Below are 20262 nucleotides of genomic sequence, written 5' to 3'. Positions count from 1 at the left end.
GATCCCCGGCGCGCGCGCCGCACTGCCACGCTGGACGCGATGCGGAGAGCGTTCCGCTGGGACGTCACGTCGGTGCCACCCCTGGCGGTGTGCGCGGGCGTTCCGCACGAGGCCGTGCCCGGCCCGCGCTTCGTCGCGGCACGCGCCCGACGCGGCGCCGAGATCGCGGCGAACGCGGGCCATGCGGTGCTCGACGACGTCTCACGTCCGTTCGACTCGATCCGCGACTACGAGCGCTTGTTCCCGGTGCTCGGCGCGCCGACCGCGATCATCCAGAGCCACACGCGCGACGACGTGTTCGCGTGGCAGCGCATCGCGGGCACGAACCCGATGATGATCCGCCGCGTCGACGGAGCGCTGCCCGAGGACTTCCCGGTCACCGACGCGCACCTCGCGGCGATCGCCGGCACCGGCGCGACGCTCTCGCGCGCGGCCGCGGAGCACCGCCTCTACCTGCTCGACTACGAGATCCTCGACGGCATCCCGCACGGCGCGCAGCGCTATCTGCCGGCGCCCTATGCGCTGTTCCATCTCGCCGACACGCACACCGGGCATCACGCGCTGCGGCCGGTCGCGATCCAGATCGAGCGGCGCGCGCACCCGCGCGAGAACCCGATCTACACGCCGGGCAGCGCGCCGGCGGACTGGGCCGTCGCGAAGCTGATGGTGCAGGTCGCGGACATGAACGTGCACGAGATGGCGCTGCACCTGTGGGGCTGTCACTTCGCGATGGAGCCCTTCGCGGTGGGCCGCGCGCGAACGCTCGCGCCCGAGCACCCGATCGGGATCCTGCTCGACAATCACTTCGACGCGCTGATCGCGAACAACGATCTCGGGCGTCGCACGCTGATCGCCGAGGGGGGCCCGGTCGATCGATATCTCGGAGGAGCGCTCGAGGGCTCGCTCGAGATCCTCGGGCGCGCCCGCGCGACGTGGACGTTCTCGGGCGCGTCGTTCCCGCGCGAGCTCGCATCGCGGGGAGTCGCCGATCCCGATACGTCGATCCCGAATTACCCGTTCCGCGACGACGGGCTCCGCGTGTGGTCCGCCATCGAGGCGTATGTCCGTGGCTACGTCGCCGTCTATTACGACGGCGATGCAAACGTCGTCGCCGATCCCGAGCTCGCGGCGTTCGCGACCGAGGTCGCCGCCGAGGACGGAGGTCGCATCGCAGGGCTGGAGGTGCCGCGCACGCGCGAAGAGCTCGTCGCGATGCTCGCCACGCTCGTCTTCGTGAACGGCCCTCTGCACAACGCGATCAACGCGACGCAGGGCGACTTCATGACCTTCGTGCCCAACATGCCCGCGGCGGTATGGCGCAATCCGATGCCGGCGCCGCGCGGCAGTGGAGAGCGCGACCTGCTCGCGCTCCTGCCCGGGAAGGACGCGTCGCTCGGACAGATCAGCACGCTGAGCTTCCTCGCGTCGAAGCCGCTCGCGCGACTGGGCTATTACCGCCAGCCCTATCGCGATCCTGCGGCGGAGTCGGTCGCCGCGCGATTCCGCGCCTCACTGGCAGCGATCGACAAACAGATCGATCGCGCGAACGAGACTCGGCTCCTCCGCTACGACGATCTCACTCCGCGTGTGATCCCCAACTCGATCGACATGTGATCACCATGTCGACTCCGCGCGAGACGCTCACCGAGGCGTTCCGGGATCATCTCGCTCACCCCGACGATCCCGCGACGGCGCGCCGGCTCTACGACACGATCGCGATCTCCGATCGACGCGACGTGGACGCCGCGCTCTCCGAGGCGCTCCTCACCCGCCCTCCGGTCGCGCCGCCACCGCTGATGCGCGAGCCCACGCCGGCGCCGGTGGCCGAGACGCTCGCAGCCGCGGCGATCGTCCCCGTCGGGCCGCGGCCCGAGACCCCGCCTGCGACGAACTGGGCCGGCAACGTCGACCTGCGCGGCGCGCTCGCGGCGCTCGAGGTCTCGGAGACGAGCGACGTGCAGCAGGCCGTGGCGAAGGCGCTCGCGGCGAGTGACTCGGGGCGCCGCGCGGCGCGCGCGCTCGGGACCGGTCACTCGTCGTCGCACGTGCTGACCACCCGCGGAACGATCGTCGACACCGGCGTGCTGGTCGCGCCGATCGCACCGAAGGGCGCGCTGCGACGGATGATGGCGCTCGACCCTTCGGAGCTCGCGCCCGGGGTGAGCGCCGAGGGCCTGGTGCGGGTGGGCGCCGGGCTGCGGGTGCGCGAGGTCGCCGAGGCGCTCTCGAAGGTCGGCCGCGCGCTGCCGATGCTCGGCGCGTACTCCGGACAGACCTACGTCGGCGCGCTCTGCACCGGCACCCACGGGACTGGCATCGATCACGGCGCGCTGCACACCCGCGTGCGCTCGATCGATATCGTCACCGTCGACGCGTCGCGCGCGCCGCGGCTCCTGCGCATCGAGCGCAGCGCGGGAATCAGCGCGCAGCGCACGATGCCGCCCGGCGCGTTGATCCAGGACGACGACACGTTCCGCGCGGCATTGGTGGGAATCGGAAATCTCGGAGTGATCACCAGCGTGGTGGTCGAGACCGTTCCTCACTATCACCTGGTCGTCCATCGCACTCACCACGACTGGAATGCGATTCGCGCATTGCTCACCGACGTCGACGAGCGTGGATATCCGACTGCGTTCGCCGGGACCTATTGCGCGGGTGTCCTGATGAATCCCTATCCCTGGCCGATCCGCCCCGCCGGGCCGCGGAAGGCCGTGGTGACCCGCGCGTACGTGGCGTCCCGGCCGCCGCCGGTGCCCGAGCCGCCGACCCCACCGGGCGGGTGCCCGCTGCTCTTCGACATCGCGCGGTTCCTCGGCAACGCGACGGCGCTCACCCCGTGGGCGCTCGACATGGCGATCGACACCATGCGCGCGACGACCAACGAGTACGGCGCGTGGTGGGAAGTGCTCGCCGGGAGAGGCGAGCTCCCCCAGGGATATTCGGTCGAGTACGGATTCCCGCTCGATCGATTCCTGCCTGCGCTCGATGCGATCCTCGACGCGATGTACGAGCTCGCGTGGCGGGACACCAAGATGGTCGCGGGCACGCTCTCGCTGCGCTTCGTGCGAGGCGACGACGCGGATCTCTCGATGGCGGAAGGGCGCGACACGGCGTTCGTCGAGATCCTCACGCTCTCGGGGATCCACGACGCGCCCGAGGTGTTCGCGCGGACCGAACGGATCGCGCTCGCGCACGGCGCGCGCCCCCACTGGGGCCAGTGGTTCGACCCGGAGAGCGTGCCGAAGATCGTGAGCCACTATCCGAGAGCCGCGTCGTACGTGACGAAGGGCCTCGATCGATTGGATCCCACCCGAGCATTCGAGAACGAGATCTCGCGCGCGATCCGTGCGGCGCTCTGATCACTCGTCGTCGCCGTCGCTCGCCTTGATGCCGTAGCGCTTCATCAAGCGCTGGACGTAACGACGGTTCGTCCCGATCGCGCGCGCCGCGCCGCTCACGCTGCCGCCGCTCTTGGTGAGCGCGCGCTCGAGGTAGGCGCGCGTGAAGAGCTCTTCCATCTTCTCCTGCGCCTCGGTCAGCGGCAGATCGAGGATCGCGGGATCGAACGGCGACGACGCCGGCACGCTCGCCTTCGCGATCGGCGACGGCGCACCGAGGCTCTCCACGCCCCCGAGCAACGCCGCGCGCTCCACCGCGTTGCGCAGCTCGCGCACGTTGCCCGGCCAGGCGCGCGACGCGAGGCGCGCGACGAGCTCCGCGGGCGGCTGCGCGCCGCGCCCGAGGCGCTGCCAGAAGTGCGCGATCAGCATCGGCAGATCCTCGCCCCGCGCGCGCAGCGGCGGCAGGTGCACCGGCACCACCGCGAGCCGGAAGTAGAGGTCCTCGCGGAAGCGCCCGCGGTTCACCTCGGCCGCGAGCTCACGATGGGTCGCCGCGACCACCCGCACGTCGACGGCGCGCCATCGGTTCTCGCCGACGCGCTGCACCTGTCGGCTCTCGAGCGCGCGCAGCAGCTTCGGCTGCAGATCGAGCGGGAGCTCGCCGATCTCGTCGAGGAAGAGCGTGCCTCCGTGCGCGGCCTCGAACACGCCGAGGCGATCGCGCACCGCGCCCGAGAACGCGCCGCGCACGTGCCCGAAGAGCTCGCTCTCCACCAGGCTCGGCGCGACCGATCCGCAGTCGAACGTGACGAACGGCTGATCGGCGCGCGGTGAGGCCGCGTGGATCGCCTCGGCGACGAGCTCCTTGCCGGTGCCGGTCTCGCCCTGGATCAGCACCGTCGCGTCGCTCGGCGAGACGCGCTCGAGCAGCGCGAACACGCGTCGCATCTCGACGCTGGTGCCGAGCAGCGCGCCGAAGCGCGTCTTCTCCGAGAGCGCGATGTGCACAGGCTGCTCGATCGGGATCGCGCGGATCGCGGTGTTGCCGACCTGCACCAGCGAGCCCGGCGCGAGGATCGCGGAGAGCACGCGCACGCCCTGCACGAACGTCCCGTTGGTCGATCCGAGGTCGTCGACGCGCACCTCGTGCTGGCGCAGCGTCACCTGGAAATGTCGGCGCGACACCGAGGGATCGCTGAGCACGAGATCGTTGTCGCGCGCGGCACCGACCCGCAGCACGCCGCTCTCGGCGACCGCTTCCTTGCCGACATCGCTGCCGCTCACCACCGAGAGCCGCAGCCCGGGGAGCTCGAGCTTCGCCGCGAGACGTTCGACGATCTGGGTCACTGCGTGCTCAGGGTATCAGCGTCGCGAGGTAGGATGGGCGCTCGCACATGCGCACGACGAGGCCCTCGTCGCGCTCGGCCGCAGGGTTCGTCGCGGCGGTGTCGGAGGTGATGCGCCGGTTCGGACGTCCCTCGACCGAGCGATCGCGACGAGTTTTTTTCGAATCTCCTCGCGGTCGTGTCTGAAAGCGACGTCCTCGTTCGTCGTTCCGTCGAGCGCAGGCTCGAGCCTGCGAGAGGAGAGGACCATGTCGACGACGTTCTGGAACACACTGGCGGTCGAGGATCTGGAGCGCTCGCGCGCGTTCTACGCCGCGATCGGCTTCGAGGTGCGCGACATGCCGGGCGGTGCGCCCGGCATCAGCGTGCACGCCGCGGGTGGGATGGTGTGCTTGTTCCGGCGCGAGGCCTTCGCGTCGATGATCCCCGGCGACGTCTGCGACGCCAGGCGCGCCCAGGAGATCATCCAGAGCATCGCGACCGAGAGCCGCGGCGGCGTCGACGAGCTCGTCGCGCGCGTCGAGAAGGCGGGCGGGCGCGTGCTCGGAAAGCCCGGCGCGCAGCCCTGGGGCTACTCCGGTGGGTTCGCCGATCCCGACGGTCACGTGTGGGCGGTGCTCTCGTTCGCGAGCGCCTGACATGGCGCCGCTCCCCGCGCGCGTAGGAACGTACGTGAGCGGCCAACGAACACCGAGCCCGCCCGCGACGCCGGCGGATCTGCGCGACGAGCTCGCGATCGCCATCGCACGTCTGCGTGCGGAGCACGACGAAGTGGATGCCCGCGACGCGAGACGGGTGCGCGTCGCGAGCATGCTCGGCGAGCTCTTCCTGTCGCTGGGATGGTGGATGTGGCCGTGATCGTCACGCCGCCGCGCGCGCCCGCGGCCATGCGAGCGTGACGATGCGCGCAGCGACGTTGCCGAGCTGTCTCGGCAGCGTCCCGCTGCGGTGCACCTGTCCGTAGCGCGCGCAGATCTCGCGCACGCGCGGCGCGAGCTCGGGGTACCGCGACGCGGGCACGTCGGGGAAGAGGTGGTGCTCGATCTGGTGGCTCAGGTGCCCGCTGAGCAGATGCATCCACCGCTCTCCGTCGAGGTTCGCGGAGCCGTTGATCTGGCGCACGTACCACTGCCCGCGTGACTCGTCGCGCGCCTCGTCCGCCTGGTAGACGCGCACGCCCTCGGGGAAGTGGCCGCAGAAGATGATCGAGAACGACCAGACGTTGCGCATCGCGTTGGCGAGCAGGTTCCCGGCGACGACACGAGGCGCGTTCCACAGCGCGATCGCCGGGAAGAACGCGTAGTCCTTCGCGAGCTGCCATCCCGCCTTCGCGAGGAAGGGCCGGGCGCGCCGCGCGAGCTCGCGCCACGACTGCTCGCCGTCGAGGGTCTCCATCACGCGCAGGTCGTGCGTCCCGACGCCCCACTGGAACAGCAGCGCGAGCCCGACCGCGATGGCGGGCTGCGCGAGGTGGTGCGGGCGCCAGTGCTGCTCCTCGCTCACGCGCAGGAACTGGTAGCCGATGTCGCGATCGGCGCCGAGGACGTTGGTGAACGTGTGGTGCTCGAAGTTGTGCGAGGAGCGCCACGCGTCGCCGGTGCACGCGATGTCCCACTCGTACGTGCTCGAGCGCAGCGCGGGATCGCCGGTCCAGTCGTACTGGCCGTGCATCACGTTGTGCCCGATCTCCATGTTCTCGAGGATCTTCGCGAGGCCGAGCGCGCCCGCGCCGACCGCGAAGGTCACGGGATCGATCCCGAAGTGGAGGAGGAAGCGGCCCGCGAGCTCGCACCCGTTCGCAGCGCGCATCACCGCGCGGATGTGCTCGACGTCGCGCGCGCCGAGATCGGCGAGCACCTCGGCGCGCAGCGCATCGAGCTCGCGGCCGAGCGCGTCGGCCTCGTCGCGGGTGAGCGGTCGGCTCTGCATCGTCATCGTGAACCCTCTTTCAGAGCGCGAGCTCGACGTCGCCGCAGGGGACGGACACGCAGAGCTGGATCGGCTCGTCGGGCGCGCTCGAGATCGCGCCGGTGATCGCGTGGCGCACGGTGCCGCTGCGCTTGGTGCACGTGCAGGTGCGGCACAGGCCCATGCGGCAGCCCGACGCGGGTCGCTCGCCGGCGCGCTCGAGCTGATCGAGCAACGTGCCCGCGGTGCGGGCGGTGAGCGTCCGGCTCGATCGCGCGAGGCGCAGCGTGATGGGCGCGTCGTCGCCCTCGGCCACCGGCGCGCTCGGGGCCGCGACGAAGCGCTCGACGTGGAGCGGGCGCGCGAAGGCCTCGCGCCGCCACATCGCCTCCACGCGCGCCATCATCGCGGAAGGCCCGCAGAGGAACGGCTCGCGCGCCTCGAGATCGGGCACCAACGCCGCGAGCCGCGCCTCGTCGAAGCCGCCCGGCCCGCCCGGCTCGTCGTCGAGGCACCACACCCGCCGCAGCGTCGGATGCCGCGCCGCCAGCGCGTCGATCGCGCGCTCGAAGATCACGTCGCCGCGACGTCGCGCGTGGTGCACCAGCACGACGTCGGGCATCGCCTCGCGCGCCGCGAGAGCGCGCAGCATCGACATCATCGGCGTGATCCCGGAGCCCCCGCTCAGCATGAGCAGCGGCGGCAGGGGACCCTCGGGGAGCACGAAGTCGCCGCGTGGCACGTCGAGCCGGAGCACGTCCCCGATCCGCACGCGATCGTGCAGCCAACCCGACACCCGACCGCCGGGCACGCGCTTGACGGTGATCGCGACCAGGGGCTCGCCGGGCGCCGACGAGATCGAGTAGCAGCGCCGGGCGCGCGCTCCGTCGATCTCGACCTCGACCGTGGTCCACTGGCCGGCGCGATGCGGTTGCCAGCGCCGGCTCGGGCGCAGCACGAAGGTGCGCACGTCCGGCGTCTCGCGGATCACGTCGACCACGCGGGCGCGGATCTCGGTGAGCGAATCGAGCGCGCCGAGCTCGCCGAGCCAGAGCTCGAGCTGACGATCGAAGAACATCCGTCGCATGGCGACGCGCCACGGCCCCGCGAGGCTCTCGGACCCGATCATCTCGCATCTCCTCGTTACGGAACCGTAGGTTACGGCCCCGTAGGTCGGGTTCAAGTCATGCATCGGTCACGAGAAACGACGACGTCCTACGAACGTGGGCGCGGACGGAGCAATCGCCATACGATCGAAACGCTCACGTAACATGGCAGCCCGGGACGGGCGTGATGGCGCGAGGGGCGATCTCCGAGCTAGCGTTCGCGGCGATGGCGCCCCGCACCCCCGCGCGACGCAAGAGCGCTCTCCCGCGCAGCGGGAGCGCGGCCCCGCGCAAGCAGAAGAGGCTCCCTGCGCTCGAGCGGCGCTCGCAGCTCATCGACGTGGGCCGCGCGGTGTTCGCGAAGCGCGGCTACGAGGCGACGTCGGTCGAGGAGATCGCGAAGCGCGCGAAGGTGAGCAAGCCGATCATCTACGAGCACTTCGGCGGCAAGGAGGGGCTCTACGCGGTCGTGGTCGATCGCGAGATGGACTACGTGGTGCGCCGCATCGTGGAGGCGATCGGCTCGGGATCGCCGCGCGAGCGCGTGGAGCGCGCGTCGCTCGCGTTCCTGGCGTACGTCCGCGATCACCCCGATGGCTTCGCGGTGCTCTCGCAGGACTCGCCCGTGACCTCGGCGCACGGGCGGATGTCGAGCCTGCTGAACGATCTCGCGGAGCGAGTGGGCCACGTGTTCGTGCGCGCCCTCGAGGACGCGGGCTACGACGCGAAGCCGGCACCGATCTACGCGCACGCGCTGGTCGGCATGGTGACGTTCGTCGGCAAGTGGTGGACCGAGGTCCGCACGCCGCCGATCGAAGAGGTCGCGCAGCACATGAGCGCGCTCGCGTGGATGGGGCTCCGGCACCTGCCGAAGAAGCCGAGGCTCAGCGAGCGTTAAGGACGACGGCCGTCCACGTCCACGTCGTGATCGTGGACGTGAACGGCGACGTGGTCGGCGACGGCTTTTTCCTGGCCGGTCCTAGCGAATCGCGCGGTACCGCGTGTCGGTGACGATCGCGCTCACGAGCTCGGGGAACCGGTACCCGCTCTCGGCGAACGCCTGCGCGAGCTCGGGCACCCACTCGAGCTGCTCGTCGCTCGTCAGCTCGCGATGCAGCAGGTGCTCGGCGAGGGTGCGCGCGCTGCACGTGGCCATGCGCTCGATCGTGCCCTCCTGCTCGATCAGCGCCCGCGGCCCCACGTCGATCGCGTTCGCCTCGCCCTCGGAGCGCCACGCGACGACCTGCAGCGTGCCGAGCCACATCTCGCGCTCCATCGGGTGCGAGCTGGTGTCGCGCGTGACGTAGAACTCGTCGCAGAACGCCGAGCACGCGCCCTCGCGGCAATTCGCGCACGTCTCGTTGAACCGCGGCAGCTGCGCGACGTTGACGAACCCGTAGTCGCCGTTGAAGCGCCAGCGGCCCCAGTGCGCGGCCATCGGCTCGAGTCGCTCGTGGCACGACTCGCAGCCGCAGCGGGTCGAGAGGTTCGGATCGCTCGAGCAGGCATCGGTCGCGGGCGGGAGGCCTCCGCTCGGCGCCTGGAACGGCTCGCAGAGGAACGCGGTGGTGAAGCGGTTCGCGCGCGCACGATGGCTCGCGAAGCGGAGCAGGTACGAGAACGTCGTGAGCACGCCGGCGTGCTCGGGGCTGCGCTCGACCGCGCGCCACGTCGTGTCGCCGAACTCCACGTCGGGCATCGTGGTCGCCATCGATCCGTCCTCGACGACGCCCGCCGACGCGTAGCGGAAGTAGTGCGCGATCGGGCCGTTCACCTCGGACGTCGTGGTGGTGAACGCATCGAAGTACGACGCGTCGGGGTCGCGCAGCACGCGATCGAAGATGCGCAGCGGCTCCTGCTCGAGCGCGCGCGCGATCGTCTGCTCGCTCCCGCCGGTGCCGCCGCTCACGCACTGGCGCAGGTTCGGTCCGCAGCCGCAGCCCGCGTCGCGCACGATGCCGGCGCGGCACGAGGTGGGCGCGCCCGCGGTGGTGGTGAGCCCGGTCGCTGCGGTCTGGGCGTCGAACGCGCACACGCGGATCTCGGTGTCGGGCGCCCAGTACGGACGCACCCGGACCCAGCCGTCGATGCGGCACCCGTTGGTCGCGGCGGCGCAGCGCGCGGCGTTGCGGGGAGCGGGCGCGCCGGAGACGGTGCCGCTGCGATAGCCCTCGACGATCGGCAGCGCGTGGCCCGCCGCGTCGAAGCGCGTGTGCTCGACGTCGACGCAGCTCACCTGGCCGGTGCCGCGGAACGTGCCCGCCGCGTTGCCCGAGTAGTAGACGTTGTTCGCGCCGACGCGCTGCGCCCGCAGGTCGCGACGGTTGTCGACGAGATCGTCGATCTCGATCAGCGACGACCACAGGATGCCGCGGTGGTACTCGCGCATCGTCGCGAAGAAGTCGTCGCTGGTGAGCATCGCGGCGAGCACGTCCTCGGGCACGTCGTCGTGGGCGCGGATCGCCTCGTACTCGGCCTCGCTGGGGATGCGACCGCGCAGGTCGAGCGAGAGCTGGCGCAAGAGGCGCAGTCGATCGGTGCGCTCGGTGGGCGCGCACTCGACCGGCGACTGCGCGCGCACGAGCGGCGCGATCGCGAGGGTGAAGACGACGGAGAGAACGATCGTGGTGCGCATGGTCGTGCCCTCTCGTTCAAGCGGCGGGGAAGAGGCTCGTGATCGGGTCGACGCGGTAGTCGGTCGCATCGAGGCCCGCCGCGGCGACGATCGTCGCGGCGACGTGCTCGGGCATGAGCTGCATGCCGTCGTCGGCCTGGGTGCCCAGCTCGGGATCGACGCGGATCAGGCCGAGATCATCGGGGTTCGTCGCGCCGAACACGCCGGGACGGAGACCGCCGCACACCACCATCGACGCCGCGAACCAGTGGTCGCGACCGCGCGTGCCGTTGAGGCGCGGGGTGCGCGAGAACTCGCTGAACGCGATCACCGTGGTGCGCGCGAGATCGGGATCGTCCTGGCGCAGATCGTCGATCAACGCGGCCATCGCGGTGAATCCCTCCGACAAGCGCGTGGGCTGATCGGTCGCCCAGTTCGCGTTGTGGGTGTCGTGCCCGCGCGAGAGGCGCACCATCACGCTGCGCGAGAGGCCGGTCTTCACGAGCTGCGCCGCGACCGCGGCTTGGAGGCCGGCACCATCGGTCGCGTTCGCCGCGAAGCCGTAGCGGGTGCGGATCTGCTGCATCTCGGTCGAGTCGCCGGCGAAGTCGAAGCGCGACGCGAGGCCCTCGGCCTCGAGCCGCTCCATGCGCGCGATCGAGAGGCGCTGCTCCTCCGCGGGATCGCGTCCTTCGTAGGCCGCACCGATGCAGGCCCGCGAGTCCTCGCGCGCCGCCGCGAGCAGCGCCTCGATCGCGACGGGCATGCGACGCGCGGGGCCCGAGAGCATCGGCATGACCTCGCGCGGGCGATCGAGCTGCAGCGCGTTCGCCTCCTGCGCGTAGCGATGGTTGAACGCAGGCAGACCGACCGAGACGAACGGGAGGATCGGTCCGTCGGGCCCGAGCTCGCCGCCGGTCGCGAACACGGTGCCGAGCGAGCTGCCGCGCGGCGCGCTGCCCGCGGGCGACATGAACGTGTTCACGTACGCGCGCCCGGTCGGGTGCGCGACGGTGTTCATGTTGATGCCGCGGAACACGGTGGTGACGTCGGCGTGGGCGCGCATCGGCGCCATCGGCGCGCCCCACAGCGCGCGCGTGCCGCCGAGATTCACCTCGACCGGCTCGCGCATCTCCGCGTCGAGCAGATCGGTGCCGAGCTGGATGCCGGGGTACGAGCGCGCGGGGTCGCGCGCATCGGGGCCGAGCAGCACGTCCCAGCCGCCCTCGAAGTAACACGCGACGAGGCGACGCCCGAGCGGGCGTGGCTGCGCGACGAGGCGTCCGATCGGTCCCAGCGCCGCGCCGAAGGTCGCGACCGCGCCCATGCCGATCGCGCCGCGGAGGAGATGTCGTCGTCCGAGATGCATCGCTTCGTCTCCTCGTCAGTACGTGAGGAAGTCGGGGTGGGTCGCGAGGCCGACGCAGAGCGCTTCCCAGCGCACCGCCTCGACGTCGGCCGCGGTCGCGGTGCGGCTCACGTCGGAGGGCTCGATCGGCGCATCGAGCAGCTCGAGCCACGGGGTCACGCGCGGATCGTCGTCGGCGATCACCTCGTGCCCGTGGAAGCGCAGGAGCAGTCGGCGCAGGTTCGCGCGGCGCGCCTCGGCGTCGGGTGCGTCGAGGTCGATGCCGCGCAGGATCGCGCGCGCCTCGTCGTCGACCGTGAGCGCGCGGTCGGCGGTGATCGCGGCGCGGCACGTCGCGCGCGCGGCATCGCCCACCAGCGTCTCGAACGCGACCGACATCTGCCGGCCCTCTTCGGTCGTCTGCGTGTAGTCGGGGCGACCGAGGGTCGCGGCGGCGTCCTCGAAGCCCGCCCACGTCTGCCCGGTCGCGACCTGCAGCGATGCGTGGATCTGCTGCGCCGAGAGTCGCTCGGGCGCGCGCGCCGGCGGGAGCTCGGAGGGGCCGGTGGGATCGCGGTCGATCACGTCGCCGGGATCGGGCCCGGGATCGTCGGGCCCGTCGGCGTCGGGATCGCTCCCCGGCGCGCCGCACGCGCTCAGGAGCGCGATCAGGAGGTATGCGCGCCATGCATGGATGGGCGCCGAGGTATGCGTTCTGCTCATGGCATCATCCCTCCCTCGATCCAGCGCTCGACGGTGCGGACCATCTCCGCGGGCGCGGGATCCATCGGGCTCGGCGGCATCTCGCCGCGCCCCATCCGCGCGAGCGCCGAGGGCGCGCGCGCGCGGAACGAGTCGTAGGTGTCGAGGCGCACGCGGCTCGGCGCGTCCTCGGCGTGACAAGCGACGCAGTGGGTCGCGACGAAGGGCGCGACGTCGCGCTCGAACGAGAGCGGCGCGGTGTCGATCACCTCGTAGGCGAGCGTGCGCGAGACCTCGGCTCCATCGATCTCCGCGGTCGCGACCAGCTCGTGCCAGCCCGCCGCGCCCATCGGGAGCTCGCCCGCGTCGAACGTGGTCGACGCGTCGTCGGCGTCGAACACGACGTTGCCGTCGATCGTCACCTGCGTGGACGCGGCCATCGCGCTGGTCGTGATCACCAGCGCGCGCGCGCCGCTGACACGATCGTCGGGAACCAGGCCGGTGATCGAGAGCGTGGCGCCGGTCTCGAGGCGGCAGAGCTCGGTGCCCGCGAGCGACCACGCTGCGCCGGTCGCATCGGCATGCAGGTCGTCGCTCGCGAGGTCGATTCGCGACCACGCTCCGTCGCGATCACGGCGCGCGATCATGGTGGGCAGTCGCGCCCACACCCGACCGCCGCCGATCGACACCGACGCGGGCACGCCTTCCTCGAACACGATCTCGCTCGACGCGCTGCCTTCGATCACGAAGAGCGCGTCGTCGCCCGCCGCGGCGGCGAGCACGCCCTCGCGCACGATCGCGAGGCCCGCGGGGATCGCCTCGAGCGCGCGCAGCGCGGGCGCTGCGTCGTTCAGATCGAGGCGCCACGCACCGGCTCCGTCGGAGAGCCAGAGCTCCTGCGTCGAGCTCGTGCACGCGCCGCTCGCGAGCGCGAACGGGAACGCGGGCGAGAGCGCGTCTCCGTCGACCGCGTAGCGCCAGAACTGCCCGCCCTCGCGCGCGTGCAGGCCGTGCTCGGTCGCGAGGAAGAAGGGCCCGTGGGCCTCGGGATCGCCGCACAGCCAGCGGGGCGTGCCGGTCTCCGCGGGCACGTGCACGCGGCGCAGGCCGCCGGGGACGGCGCGCTCGACGAGGCCGTTCGCGATCCACGTCGCGGCGCGCGCGTCGTGCGCGACGAGGTACGTGGGGCGCGCGGCGGGCGCATAGGGGAGCGCCCACTCGGTGCCGTCGCGCGCGACGACCCGCAGGCCTTCGTCGCTCGCGAGCCACGCGTCGCCCTCGGGGCTGGTGTCGAGCAGCGTCTCGCCGTCGCGCAGCGTGACGCACGCGCCATCGGGCTCGAGCGCGGGCGCGCTCGCCAGCGAGACGCGGATCGGCTGCGGGTCGGGATCGATCGGACGTGGATCGTCGCGGAGATCACCGCCGAGCTGGCCGACGCAGCCGGTGGCGAGGAGCGCGAGGACGATCGCGTGCCGCATGCGGAGCGCGACATCGCAAGGCGTGATCCAGGCGGGAGCGGTGGGAATTCCCGAGGTTCACGAGCGGCGCGCGACGCGGTGGTCGCAGGCGAGCCGGGGCTCCGAGGAGCATGCGACCGCGCCGTCGCAGGCGCCCCCGAGCGCGGTCGCCGAATGCGCGTTGCTCGACCCCGAGATGCGGATTTCGAGCGCTCCCCCGGGCCGCATGTCGATGCCTGTATCGCGCTTGAGCCTGCTTCGAGACCAAGCGGTTTCGCGCGGGGCTGGGACGCCCTCGCGGGACCCCGGACCAAAGAGGTGGTGCGTGGAGCGGAAGTGGAAGGTGCTGAGCGCGGTCGCGGGCGGAGCGACGCTCCTCGTCGCGAGCGCGGTCGTTGCGCAGAGCGGTCATTTCCTCACCGGCGGTGGGAACGACGTGACGTGCACGGACACCGGGACCCAGGTCCGGTGCGTCGGCAAGGTCGCCGGGCTCGGGGGCACGACGTTCGAGATCACGGTCGAGTCCGAGGGTCTCGCCGAGGTCGAGTGCATCAACCCGGCCGGCAACCGAGCTCCGGGGCAGGACACCGAGGTCGACGCGGAGGGCGGGACCGGCCCGCAGCCGACGCCGCGGAACGGCCAGTTCCGGTTCAACCTCGCGACCGTCAGCCCGGACGTGCCGAACGTGCCGACGTGCCCGAACCCGCAGTGGGACGCGGTGGTCGTCGACGTCGAGTTCGGGCCGGCCACGATCTCGCTCTTCGAAGACGACGTGCTGGTCGATCAGATCACGGTGAACGTCGACTGACGAAGCGCTCGAGGGGCCGGGCCGCTCGCGACCCGGCCCTCTCGGCCGTGTGATCACTCGAGGACGATGTCGCCGCCCTCCGGCGGCACGACGATGTAGACCTGGCGCTCGTCGAGATCCGCGACCCCGTTGCCCACGACGATGATGCGCGCGCGGAAGATCTGCGCGGTCGCCGCGGGCATGCGCACGTCGTTCCAGAAGTCGACGGTGAACTCGACCTCGGTGCCCGGGATCACGCCGTAGAACGTGGTCGCGTCGCGGCTCGAGTACGTCACGCCGGGCATCGCGCCCGAGACGCCGCCGGGACCGTATCCCTCGAGCGGCACGATCGACTTGATGAACGTCGTCGCGTCGAACTCGTCGGGGTTGCCCGCGACGTTCGCGGTGCGCGTCGAGACGTCCTGGGGCGTGCCCGAGACGACGCTGCGGATGCCCTCGATGATCTGGTTCGCGGTCGTCGACGCCGCGCCGGTGTAGACGAGCGGCATGCCCGTCGAGCTGACGGTGCCGGTCTGCATCGCGAGCGCGCGGAGATCGGTCCCCGCGGCGGTGCCACCGGTGCCGGTGCCGACGTTCACGCCGATCGCGCGCGCCCCGAGATCGTTCAGCGCGGTGACCGCCTGGGCGAACGAGTGCGCCGAGGTCGCGACCGGGCCGGCATAGGGCACGCTCCAGCTCGCGTTCGTCGTCGTTCCGTTGTGGAACGGCGCGTCGGTGACGGTCACGACGATCGGCAGCGCGCCCGGGCGGAAGCACGGATATCCGCGCCGCGCCTCGGTCTCGCCGGCGACCGGCGCGCACGTCTTCGCGGCGATGGTGCTCGTGCCGGTGCGATCGTTGGGATAGGTGAGGCCCATCCCGGTCGCCGCGAGATAGATCGCTTCGGTGCCGCTCTCCGGGATGTCGGCGCCGCCGTTCACCGTGAGCGCGAGCGCCGCGTTCACGCGCGCGAGGTCGCCGGTGATGTCGATGTCGTGGGTGTACGGCGCGTCGTCGCGCGCCAGCGCGATCGAGCAGTAACGAGGTGCGGTGCTGGGGCAGGTCGAGCCCGCCGAGAGCGTCGCGCAGCGCGCGGTCGACGTGCAGGGCTCGACGCAACGACCGTCGCGGGTGTCGCAGACGCTCGTCAGGCCCGGGCACTGCGAGTCGCGGGTGCACGAGATCGGATCGCCGAATCCGTCGACGTAGAAGATCGGCGTCGGCTCCGACGTGCCGCCGTAGGGATCGACCGGGAAGTCGTCGTAGTGGCCCACGCCGAACTGGGCGTCGGGGACCAGGCGCGCGACCTCGGTCGCGATGCGCATGAGCGACGAATTCACGTCGTCGATCGCGTCCTGCATCGAGCCGGTGGTGTCGATCAGGAAGTACACGTCGGCGCGCGCGATCGCGGTGCCGAAGCGCAGCGGGCGCATCTCGTGGTCTCCCTCGTAGGGCAGGATCACGAAGAAGTCGTCCTCGGGGATCGTGCTCGTCGCGTCGGTCGGGCTCGTGCCCGAGCCGCGCACCTCGCCGAGGTCGCTCACGCCGTCGCCGTCGGTGTCGACGCGCGTGGCGTCGGTGCCGAGCTCGCGCTCCTCGGCGTCGGTGAGGCCGTCGTTGTCGCTGTCGGCGTCGAGGTAGTCGGGGATCGTGTCGCGATCGGAGTCGCGCGGCGGGCATGCGTCGCGGCGCTCGACCGAGTCGAGGACGCCGTCGCCGTCGGAGTCGTCGTCCATCGAGTTCGGCGTGCCGTCGCCGTCGCTGTCGACGGTGCTCTCGAACGCGTCGGGGATTCCGTCGCCGTCGGTGTCGGGGCCCGCGCACGGGCCGGTGGGGACACCGCCGTCGATCCCCGTGCTCGCGTCACCCCCGCCGGCGTCGACGACACCAGGGCCGCTGTCGCGCGTCGGGCGTGATGGCGAGGGGTCGTCGCAGGCGCTCGTGAGACAGAGCGCGACCAGCGCGACGAACGGACCTTCGAGCGGGAGCAAGCGAAGCCTCATGCAGCCCTCCGCGGCGCGGGTTGGAACGCGCCAGATCGACGAGGATACGTCGACTCGCGCCGCGTGGTGAACATCCCGCACGACTGTCGCCAGGTGGCGCCTGCTATCGTGCGAGCGGATGGTCCGCGCCGCGCCAGCGCTCGCAGTCGCAGCGATGCTCGTGTCGGCGTGCGCGCCCTCGGAGCGCTCCCTCGAGTGGGAGTACGTCGTGCGCGACGCCGATCGCGCCGCGCTCGCGGTCGCGTACGAAGCGCGGGTGCTCGACGAGGGGTGCGACGACGACGCGACGGTGCGATGGCGGACGAGCTGGCGCGCGGGCGAGAGCGCGAGCGCGCCGCCGATCCTCCCGCCCGGCAGCTACGGCCTCGTCATGATCGCGCTCGACGAGACCTGCCGTCCGGTGGCCGCGGCGTGCCGCGCGATCGATCTGCCGCGCGCGCCCGATCAGGTCGTGCGCGTCGAGCTGGTTCCCGCCGACGGAAGCGCGTGCGGGATGTGCGACGCGGGGCTCTGCCCCGAGGACGCCGAGCCGCTGCCCTTCGACACCTGCAACGCGTCGCGCGAGTCGGGCGCGAGCTGCAGCGACGGGCGCGACGACGACTGCGATCGCACCACCGACTGCGGCGACGACGACTGCCAGGGCACCAGCGCGTGCGCGTGCGAAGAAGGCGGGTGCGGCGAGTGCGAGCGCTGCGTCGCCGGGCGCTGCGTCGCGGTCACCGACGAGGCCGCGTGCACGACCGCGGCGGGCCCGGGGCGCTGCGTGCGCGGCGCGTGCTGCAACGGCTGCGCGCTCGGTGACGCGTGTGCGCCCGGCACGTCGCCCGGCTTGTGCGGAGTGCCGGGCGGCGTGTGCGTCGCGTGCGGGTGCCCCGCGCTCGACGGGTGCGAAGCGGGCGCGTGCATCGAGCGCGGCGGTGCGATCGAGATCGTCGCGGGCCCCGACTACACCTGCGCGCTCGAGGCCTCGGGGCGCGCGCAGTGCTGGGGCGACGGGCGCGCGGGGCGGCTCGGCACCGACGCGACGACGATCGAGGAGACGCCCGCGATCGTGCGCTGCACCAACGGTTCGACGAGCTGCGAGGACTGGCGCGACGTCTCGCTCGGCACCTCGCACGCCTGCGCGATCCGCCCGAGCAGTGGGCGCGATCGCGTCGCGTGCTGGGGCGGCAACGAGCACCTGCAGCTCGGGCGCGGCGTGGTGTCGGGCACGTCGATCCCGGGGTACTCGGGCGGGCCCTTCGGCGTGACCGACAGCATGCTCTGGGCGGTCGACGTCGCGGCCGGCGACGCGTTCACGTGCGCGATCGCGCGCGACATGGCGGTGACCGCGGTCGAAGGGCGCCTCTATTGCTGGGGCTCGATCGCCGAGGGACGGCTCGGTCTCGCGGCGACCTCGGATCGCGGCAGCCCGACGATCGTGCCGGTCATGGGCGATCCCGATCTCGTCGCGGTCGCGGTCGGCCGCGCCCACGGGTGCGCGCTCGCGAGCGACGGTGCGCTCTTTTGTTGGGGCTCCAACGATCACGGCCAGGTGGGCACCGGCTCGAGCGACGCGATGATCGCGGTGCCGAGCCGCATCAGCGGCACGTTCGCAGCGGTCGCGGCGGGCGGCGATCACACCTGCGCGCGGAGGCTCACCGGCACGCCGGTGCGCGAGCGCGTGGAGTGCTGGGGTCGCAACGACACCGGGCAGCTCGGGCTCGGCGATCGCACGGATCGCAATCGCCCGGTGCCGCTCGCGGAATTCCCCAACGGCGCGTACCCGATGGCGCTCGGCACCGCGCACACCTGCGTGCTCGACACGATGGGGCGCCTCTCGTGCTTCGGCGACGACACGCGCGGTCAGATCGGCGCCGCGGCGGGCGCGGACACGTCGCTGCCGATGCCGGTGCTCGTCGGGCGCACGTGGAAGTCGATCGCGACGGGCGGCGATCACACCTGCGCGGTCGGGATGGGTGGCGAGATCGTGTGCTGGGGCGACAACACGACGGGCGAGTGCGGGCGCGCACCGATCAGCGCTCCGGTCGAGCCCGGCCGCGTCTGCCTGTAGGATCGTGCGGTGTCCGAGATCGTCCCGATCGCGTCGCTGCGCGATGGCTCGCACGCGCGGGTGCGCGGCCGGGTGCGACGCGCGCGCGAGCTCGTCACGTCGTCGCTCGGTCAGCGCGCGTGCGTCTACTGGGACGTGAGGCAAGGGCTCGCGAGCACGCCCCACGCGCGCGGTGCGGTCGACTTCTGGCTCGAGGACGCGAGCGGGCGCGTGCTGATCCGCGCGGAGTCGATCCGCGTGGAGGCGCGCGCGCATCGAGCCCAGGAGGTCCTCGGCAAGATCGACCGCGACATCGACGAGGTCGCGCGTCGGCAGCGCGCGGTGAAGGACGCGCTCCGCCGCGGCGGCGGCGGAGCGATGAAGGAGCTCCACGCCGAGAAGCGCCGGCTCGCGGAGCTCGCGACGTTGCTCTGCGCGACGCGCGCGCATGCTCGTGGGCGCGTGCACGTCGGGGGCTCGCTCGAGGGACAGCAGGCGTGGATCCGCGCGCACGCCGAGACCACCGAGCCCGGCCCGGGCGCGACGATGCGGCTCGTGATCGAGCAGTGGGAGGTCGTGCTCGCCGAGGGCGACGAGGTCGAGATCGAGGGCGAGTGCGCGCTCGAGGCCGCACCACCGGGCACCGGCGCCGGCGGATATCGCGAGCGCGCGAGCTGCCTCGTGCTGCGCGCGCCCGCGGGAGGAACGCTCGAAGCGCACGGGGTGGGCGCATCGGGCGTGAGCGAGACACCGCCCTCGACCCGCGCGCGACGGCGCGCCGCGGCGGCGGTGCGCGAGCGACCACCGCCCGATCCCGGTCACGTGCTCACCGGCGCGGTCGCGCTGGTGGTCGGCGTGCTCGTGCTGCTCGCCTGGCTGACGCGCTGAGCCTCAGCGCCTGCGGCGCTTCCGCTCCGGCTCGAGCGGCATCAGCACCCCCGCGGCGAGGCGCAGCATCGCGATGCGGCGGCGCGTCATCTCGCGCGCGGTCGGCGCGCGATCGCTGGGCAGCGTGTCGCCGAGGTGCTCGGCCGCCGAGATGAGCGCGCCGAGCAGCAGCGGATCGGGCGCGGGCCTGCCGAGCGCGACGATCTGCTCGCGGAACGCCTCGACCAGACGCTCGGTGACCGGACGGCGGATGCGCGCGAGCGCGCTGCGGGGCTGGCGCGCCTCGACGTCGAGCACGCGCCCCAGCGGGCCGAGCTCGGAGCGCCACCGGAAGTACGCGTCGACGATCGCGAAGAGCTTGCCGCTCGGATCGCCGGTGGACTCGAGCGCGTCGACGAGGCGCTTCGAGAGCTCGCGGAAGTGCAGGCGCGCGAGCGTCTCGAACACGTCGTCGGCGCTCGAGAACTCCTTGTAGAAGGTCGGGCGCGAGACGTCGGCGGCGTTCAGCACGTCCTCCACGCGGGTGCGCGCGTAGCCGAGCCGACCGAACGCGCGCGCGGCGCCGTCGAGGATGCGTTCACGAGACGTCATCGGAGCGCCGAGCATCGCACGATGCGAGCGCGGCGCAGGGTGGACGAATCGGCTGAGAATTGGCCGGTCGGGAGCGGATTCGTCCGTCGGAGCGCGCGGTGATGGCCGAATCGTCCGCACGCCCGGCGCACGTGCGCGC

Annotated in this window: 17 protein-coding genes; 8 read left to right on the top strand and 9 right to left on the bottom strand. The window is 72.3% G+C overall.

Annotation, left to right across the window (positions count from 1 at the left end):
- The first annotated feature begins 39 nt into the window (after window positions 1-39).
- On the top strand, window positions 40-1614 hold the full coding sequence (locus tag I5071_RS37605; RefSeq protein ID WP_236518196.1) for a lipoxygenase family protein: 1575 nt from the start codon (window positions 40-42) through the stop codon (window positions 1612-1614).
- Between the two features lie 5 nt (window positions 1615-1619).
- Window positions 1620-3359 (top strand): D-arabinono-1,4-lactone oxidase, encoded by a 1740-nt coding sequence (locus I5071_RS37600; RefSeq protein WP_236518195.1) that lies wholly within the window; start codon window positions 1620-1622, stop codon window positions 3357-3359.
- Here I5071_RS37600 and I5071_RS37595 read toward each other — a convergent pair whose 3' ends face one another.
- Window positions 3360-4688 (bottom strand): sigma 54-interacting transcriptional regulator, encoded by a 1329-nt coding sequence (locus I5071_RS37595; protein WP_236518194.1) that lies wholly within the window; start codon window positions 4686-4688, stop codon window positions 3360-3362.
- 247 nt (window positions 4689-4935) lie between these two features.
- Here I5071_RS37595 and I5071_RS37590 point away from each other — a divergent pair, with 247 nt between their 5' ends.
- Window positions 4936-5325: a VOC family protein gene (locus tag I5071_RS37590; protein ID WP_236518193.1), complete on the top strand. Its 390-nt coding sequence runs from the start codon at window positions 4936-4938 to the stop codon at window positions 5323-5325.
- Between the two features lie 34 nt (window positions 5326-5359).
- On the top strand, window positions 5360-5545 hold the full coding sequence (locus I5071_RS37585) for a hypothetical protein (RefSeq protein ID WP_236518192.1): 186 nt from the start codon (window positions 5360-5362) through the stop codon (window positions 5543-5545).
- 3 nt (window positions 5546-5548) lie between these two features.
- Here I5071_RS37585 and I5071_RS37580 read toward each other — a convergent pair whose 3' ends face one another.
- Window positions 5549-6622 (bottom strand): fatty acid desaturase family protein, encoded by a 1074-nt coding sequence (locus I5071_RS37580; protein ID WP_236518191.1) that lies wholly within the window; start codon window positions 6620-6622, stop codon window positions 5549-5551.
- A 13-nt stretch (window positions 6623-6635) separates the two neighbouring features.
- Window positions 6636-7724 (bottom strand): ferredoxin reductase, encoded by a 1089-nt coding sequence (locus I5071_RS37575; protein ID WP_236518190.1) that lies wholly within the window; start codon window positions 7722-7724, stop codon window positions 6636-6638.
- Between the two features lie 203 nt (window positions 7725-7927).
- Between I5071_RS37575 and I5071_RS37570 the strand changes: the two genes are divergently transcribed.
- The gene (locus I5071_RS37570; protein ID WP_236518189.1) at window positions 7928-8599 is read left to right on the top strand and encodes a TetR/AcrR family transcriptional regulator; all 672 of its coding nucleotides are present in this window, start codon (window positions 7928-7930) and stop codon (window positions 8597-8599) included.
- Between the two features lie 81 nt (window positions 8600-8680).
- Here the strand turns inward: I5071_RS37570 and I5071_RS37565 are convergent, their stop codons facing one another.
- From I5071_RS37565 to I5071_RS37550, 4 genes are read right to left on the bottom strand one after another with little or no spacing between them, the layout of a single operon-like run.
- Window positions 8681-10336, bottom strand: coding sequence for a hypothetical protein (locus tag I5071_RS37565; RefSeq protein ID WP_236518188.1), 1656 nt, complete (start codon window positions 10334-10336; stop codon window positions 8681-8683).
- Window positions 10337-10352: 16 nt separating this feature from the next.
- Complete coding sequence (locus I5071_RS37560; RefSeq protein WP_236518187.1) at window positions 10353-11684, bottom strand: DUF1501 domain-containing protein; 1332 nt, start codon at window positions 11682-11684, stop codon at window positions 10353-10355.
- 15 nt (window positions 11685-11699) lie between these two features.
- The gene (locus I5071_RS37555; RefSeq protein ID WP_236518186.1) at window positions 11700-12386 is read right to left on the bottom strand and encodes a hypothetical protein; all 687 of its coding nucleotides are present in this window, start codon (window positions 12384-12386) and stop codon (window positions 11700-11702) included.
- Window positions 12383-13843: a hypothetical protein gene (locus tag I5071_RS37550; RefSeq protein ID WP_236518185.1), complete on the bottom strand. Its 1461-nt coding sequence runs from the start codon at window positions 13841-13843 to the stop codon at window positions 12383-12385. Before I5071_RS37550 ends, I5071_RS37555 begins: the two co-directional genes overlap by 4 nt.
- 304 nt (window positions 13844-14147) lie before the next feature.
- Here I5071_RS37550 and I5071_RS37545 point away from each other — a divergent pair, with 304 nt between their 5' ends.
- The gene (locus tag I5071_RS37545; RefSeq protein WP_236518184.1) at window positions 14148-14630 is read left to right on the top strand and encodes a hypothetical protein; all 483 of its coding nucleotides are present in this window, start codon (window positions 14148-14150) and stop codon (window positions 14628-14630) included.
- Between the two features lie 53 nt (window positions 14631-14683).
- Here I5071_RS37545 and I5071_RS37540 read toward each other — a convergent pair whose 3' ends face one another.
- A complete protein-coding gene (locus tag I5071_RS37540) occupies window positions 14684-16612 on the bottom strand; it encodes a hypothetical protein (RefSeq protein WP_236518183.1) in 1929 nt (642 codons plus the stop codon).
- A gap of 118 nt (window positions 16613-16730) precedes the next feature.
- On the opposite strand from I5071_RS37540, the gene I5071_RS37535 reads away from it, so the two are divergent.
- On the top strand, window positions 16731-18665 hold the full coding sequence (locus I5071_RS37535; RefSeq protein WP_236518182.1) for an RCC1 domain-containing protein: 1935 nt from the start codon (window positions 16731-16733) through the stop codon (window positions 18663-18665).
- Window positions 18666-18674: 9 nt separating this feature from the next.
- Window positions 18675-19532 (top strand): hypothetical protein, encoded by an 858-nt coding sequence (locus I5071_RS37530; protein WP_236518181.1) that lies wholly within the window; start codon window positions 18675-18677, stop codon window positions 19530-19532.
- Window positions 19533-19535: 3 nt separating this feature from the next.
- Here the strand turns inward: I5071_RS37530 and I5071_RS37525 are convergent, their stop codons facing one another.
- Window positions 19536-20123 (bottom strand): TetR/AcrR family transcriptional regulator, encoded by a 588-nt coding sequence (locus I5071_RS37525; RefSeq protein ID WP_236518180.1) that lies wholly within the window; start codon window positions 20121-20123, stop codon window positions 19536-19538.
- Between the last annotated feature and the right edge of the window lie 139 nt (window positions 20124-20262).

Origin of the sequence: Sandaracinus amylolyticus (assembly GCF_021631985.1) — a bacterium.
Classification (GTDB): domain Bacteria; phylum Myxococcota_A; class Polyangia; order Polyangiales; family Sandaracinaceae; genus Sandaracinus; species Sandaracinus amylolyticus_A.
The sequence above is the reverse complement of the archived record's forward strand: the minus strand, read 5'-3'. Positions and strand labels throughout refer to the sequence as shown.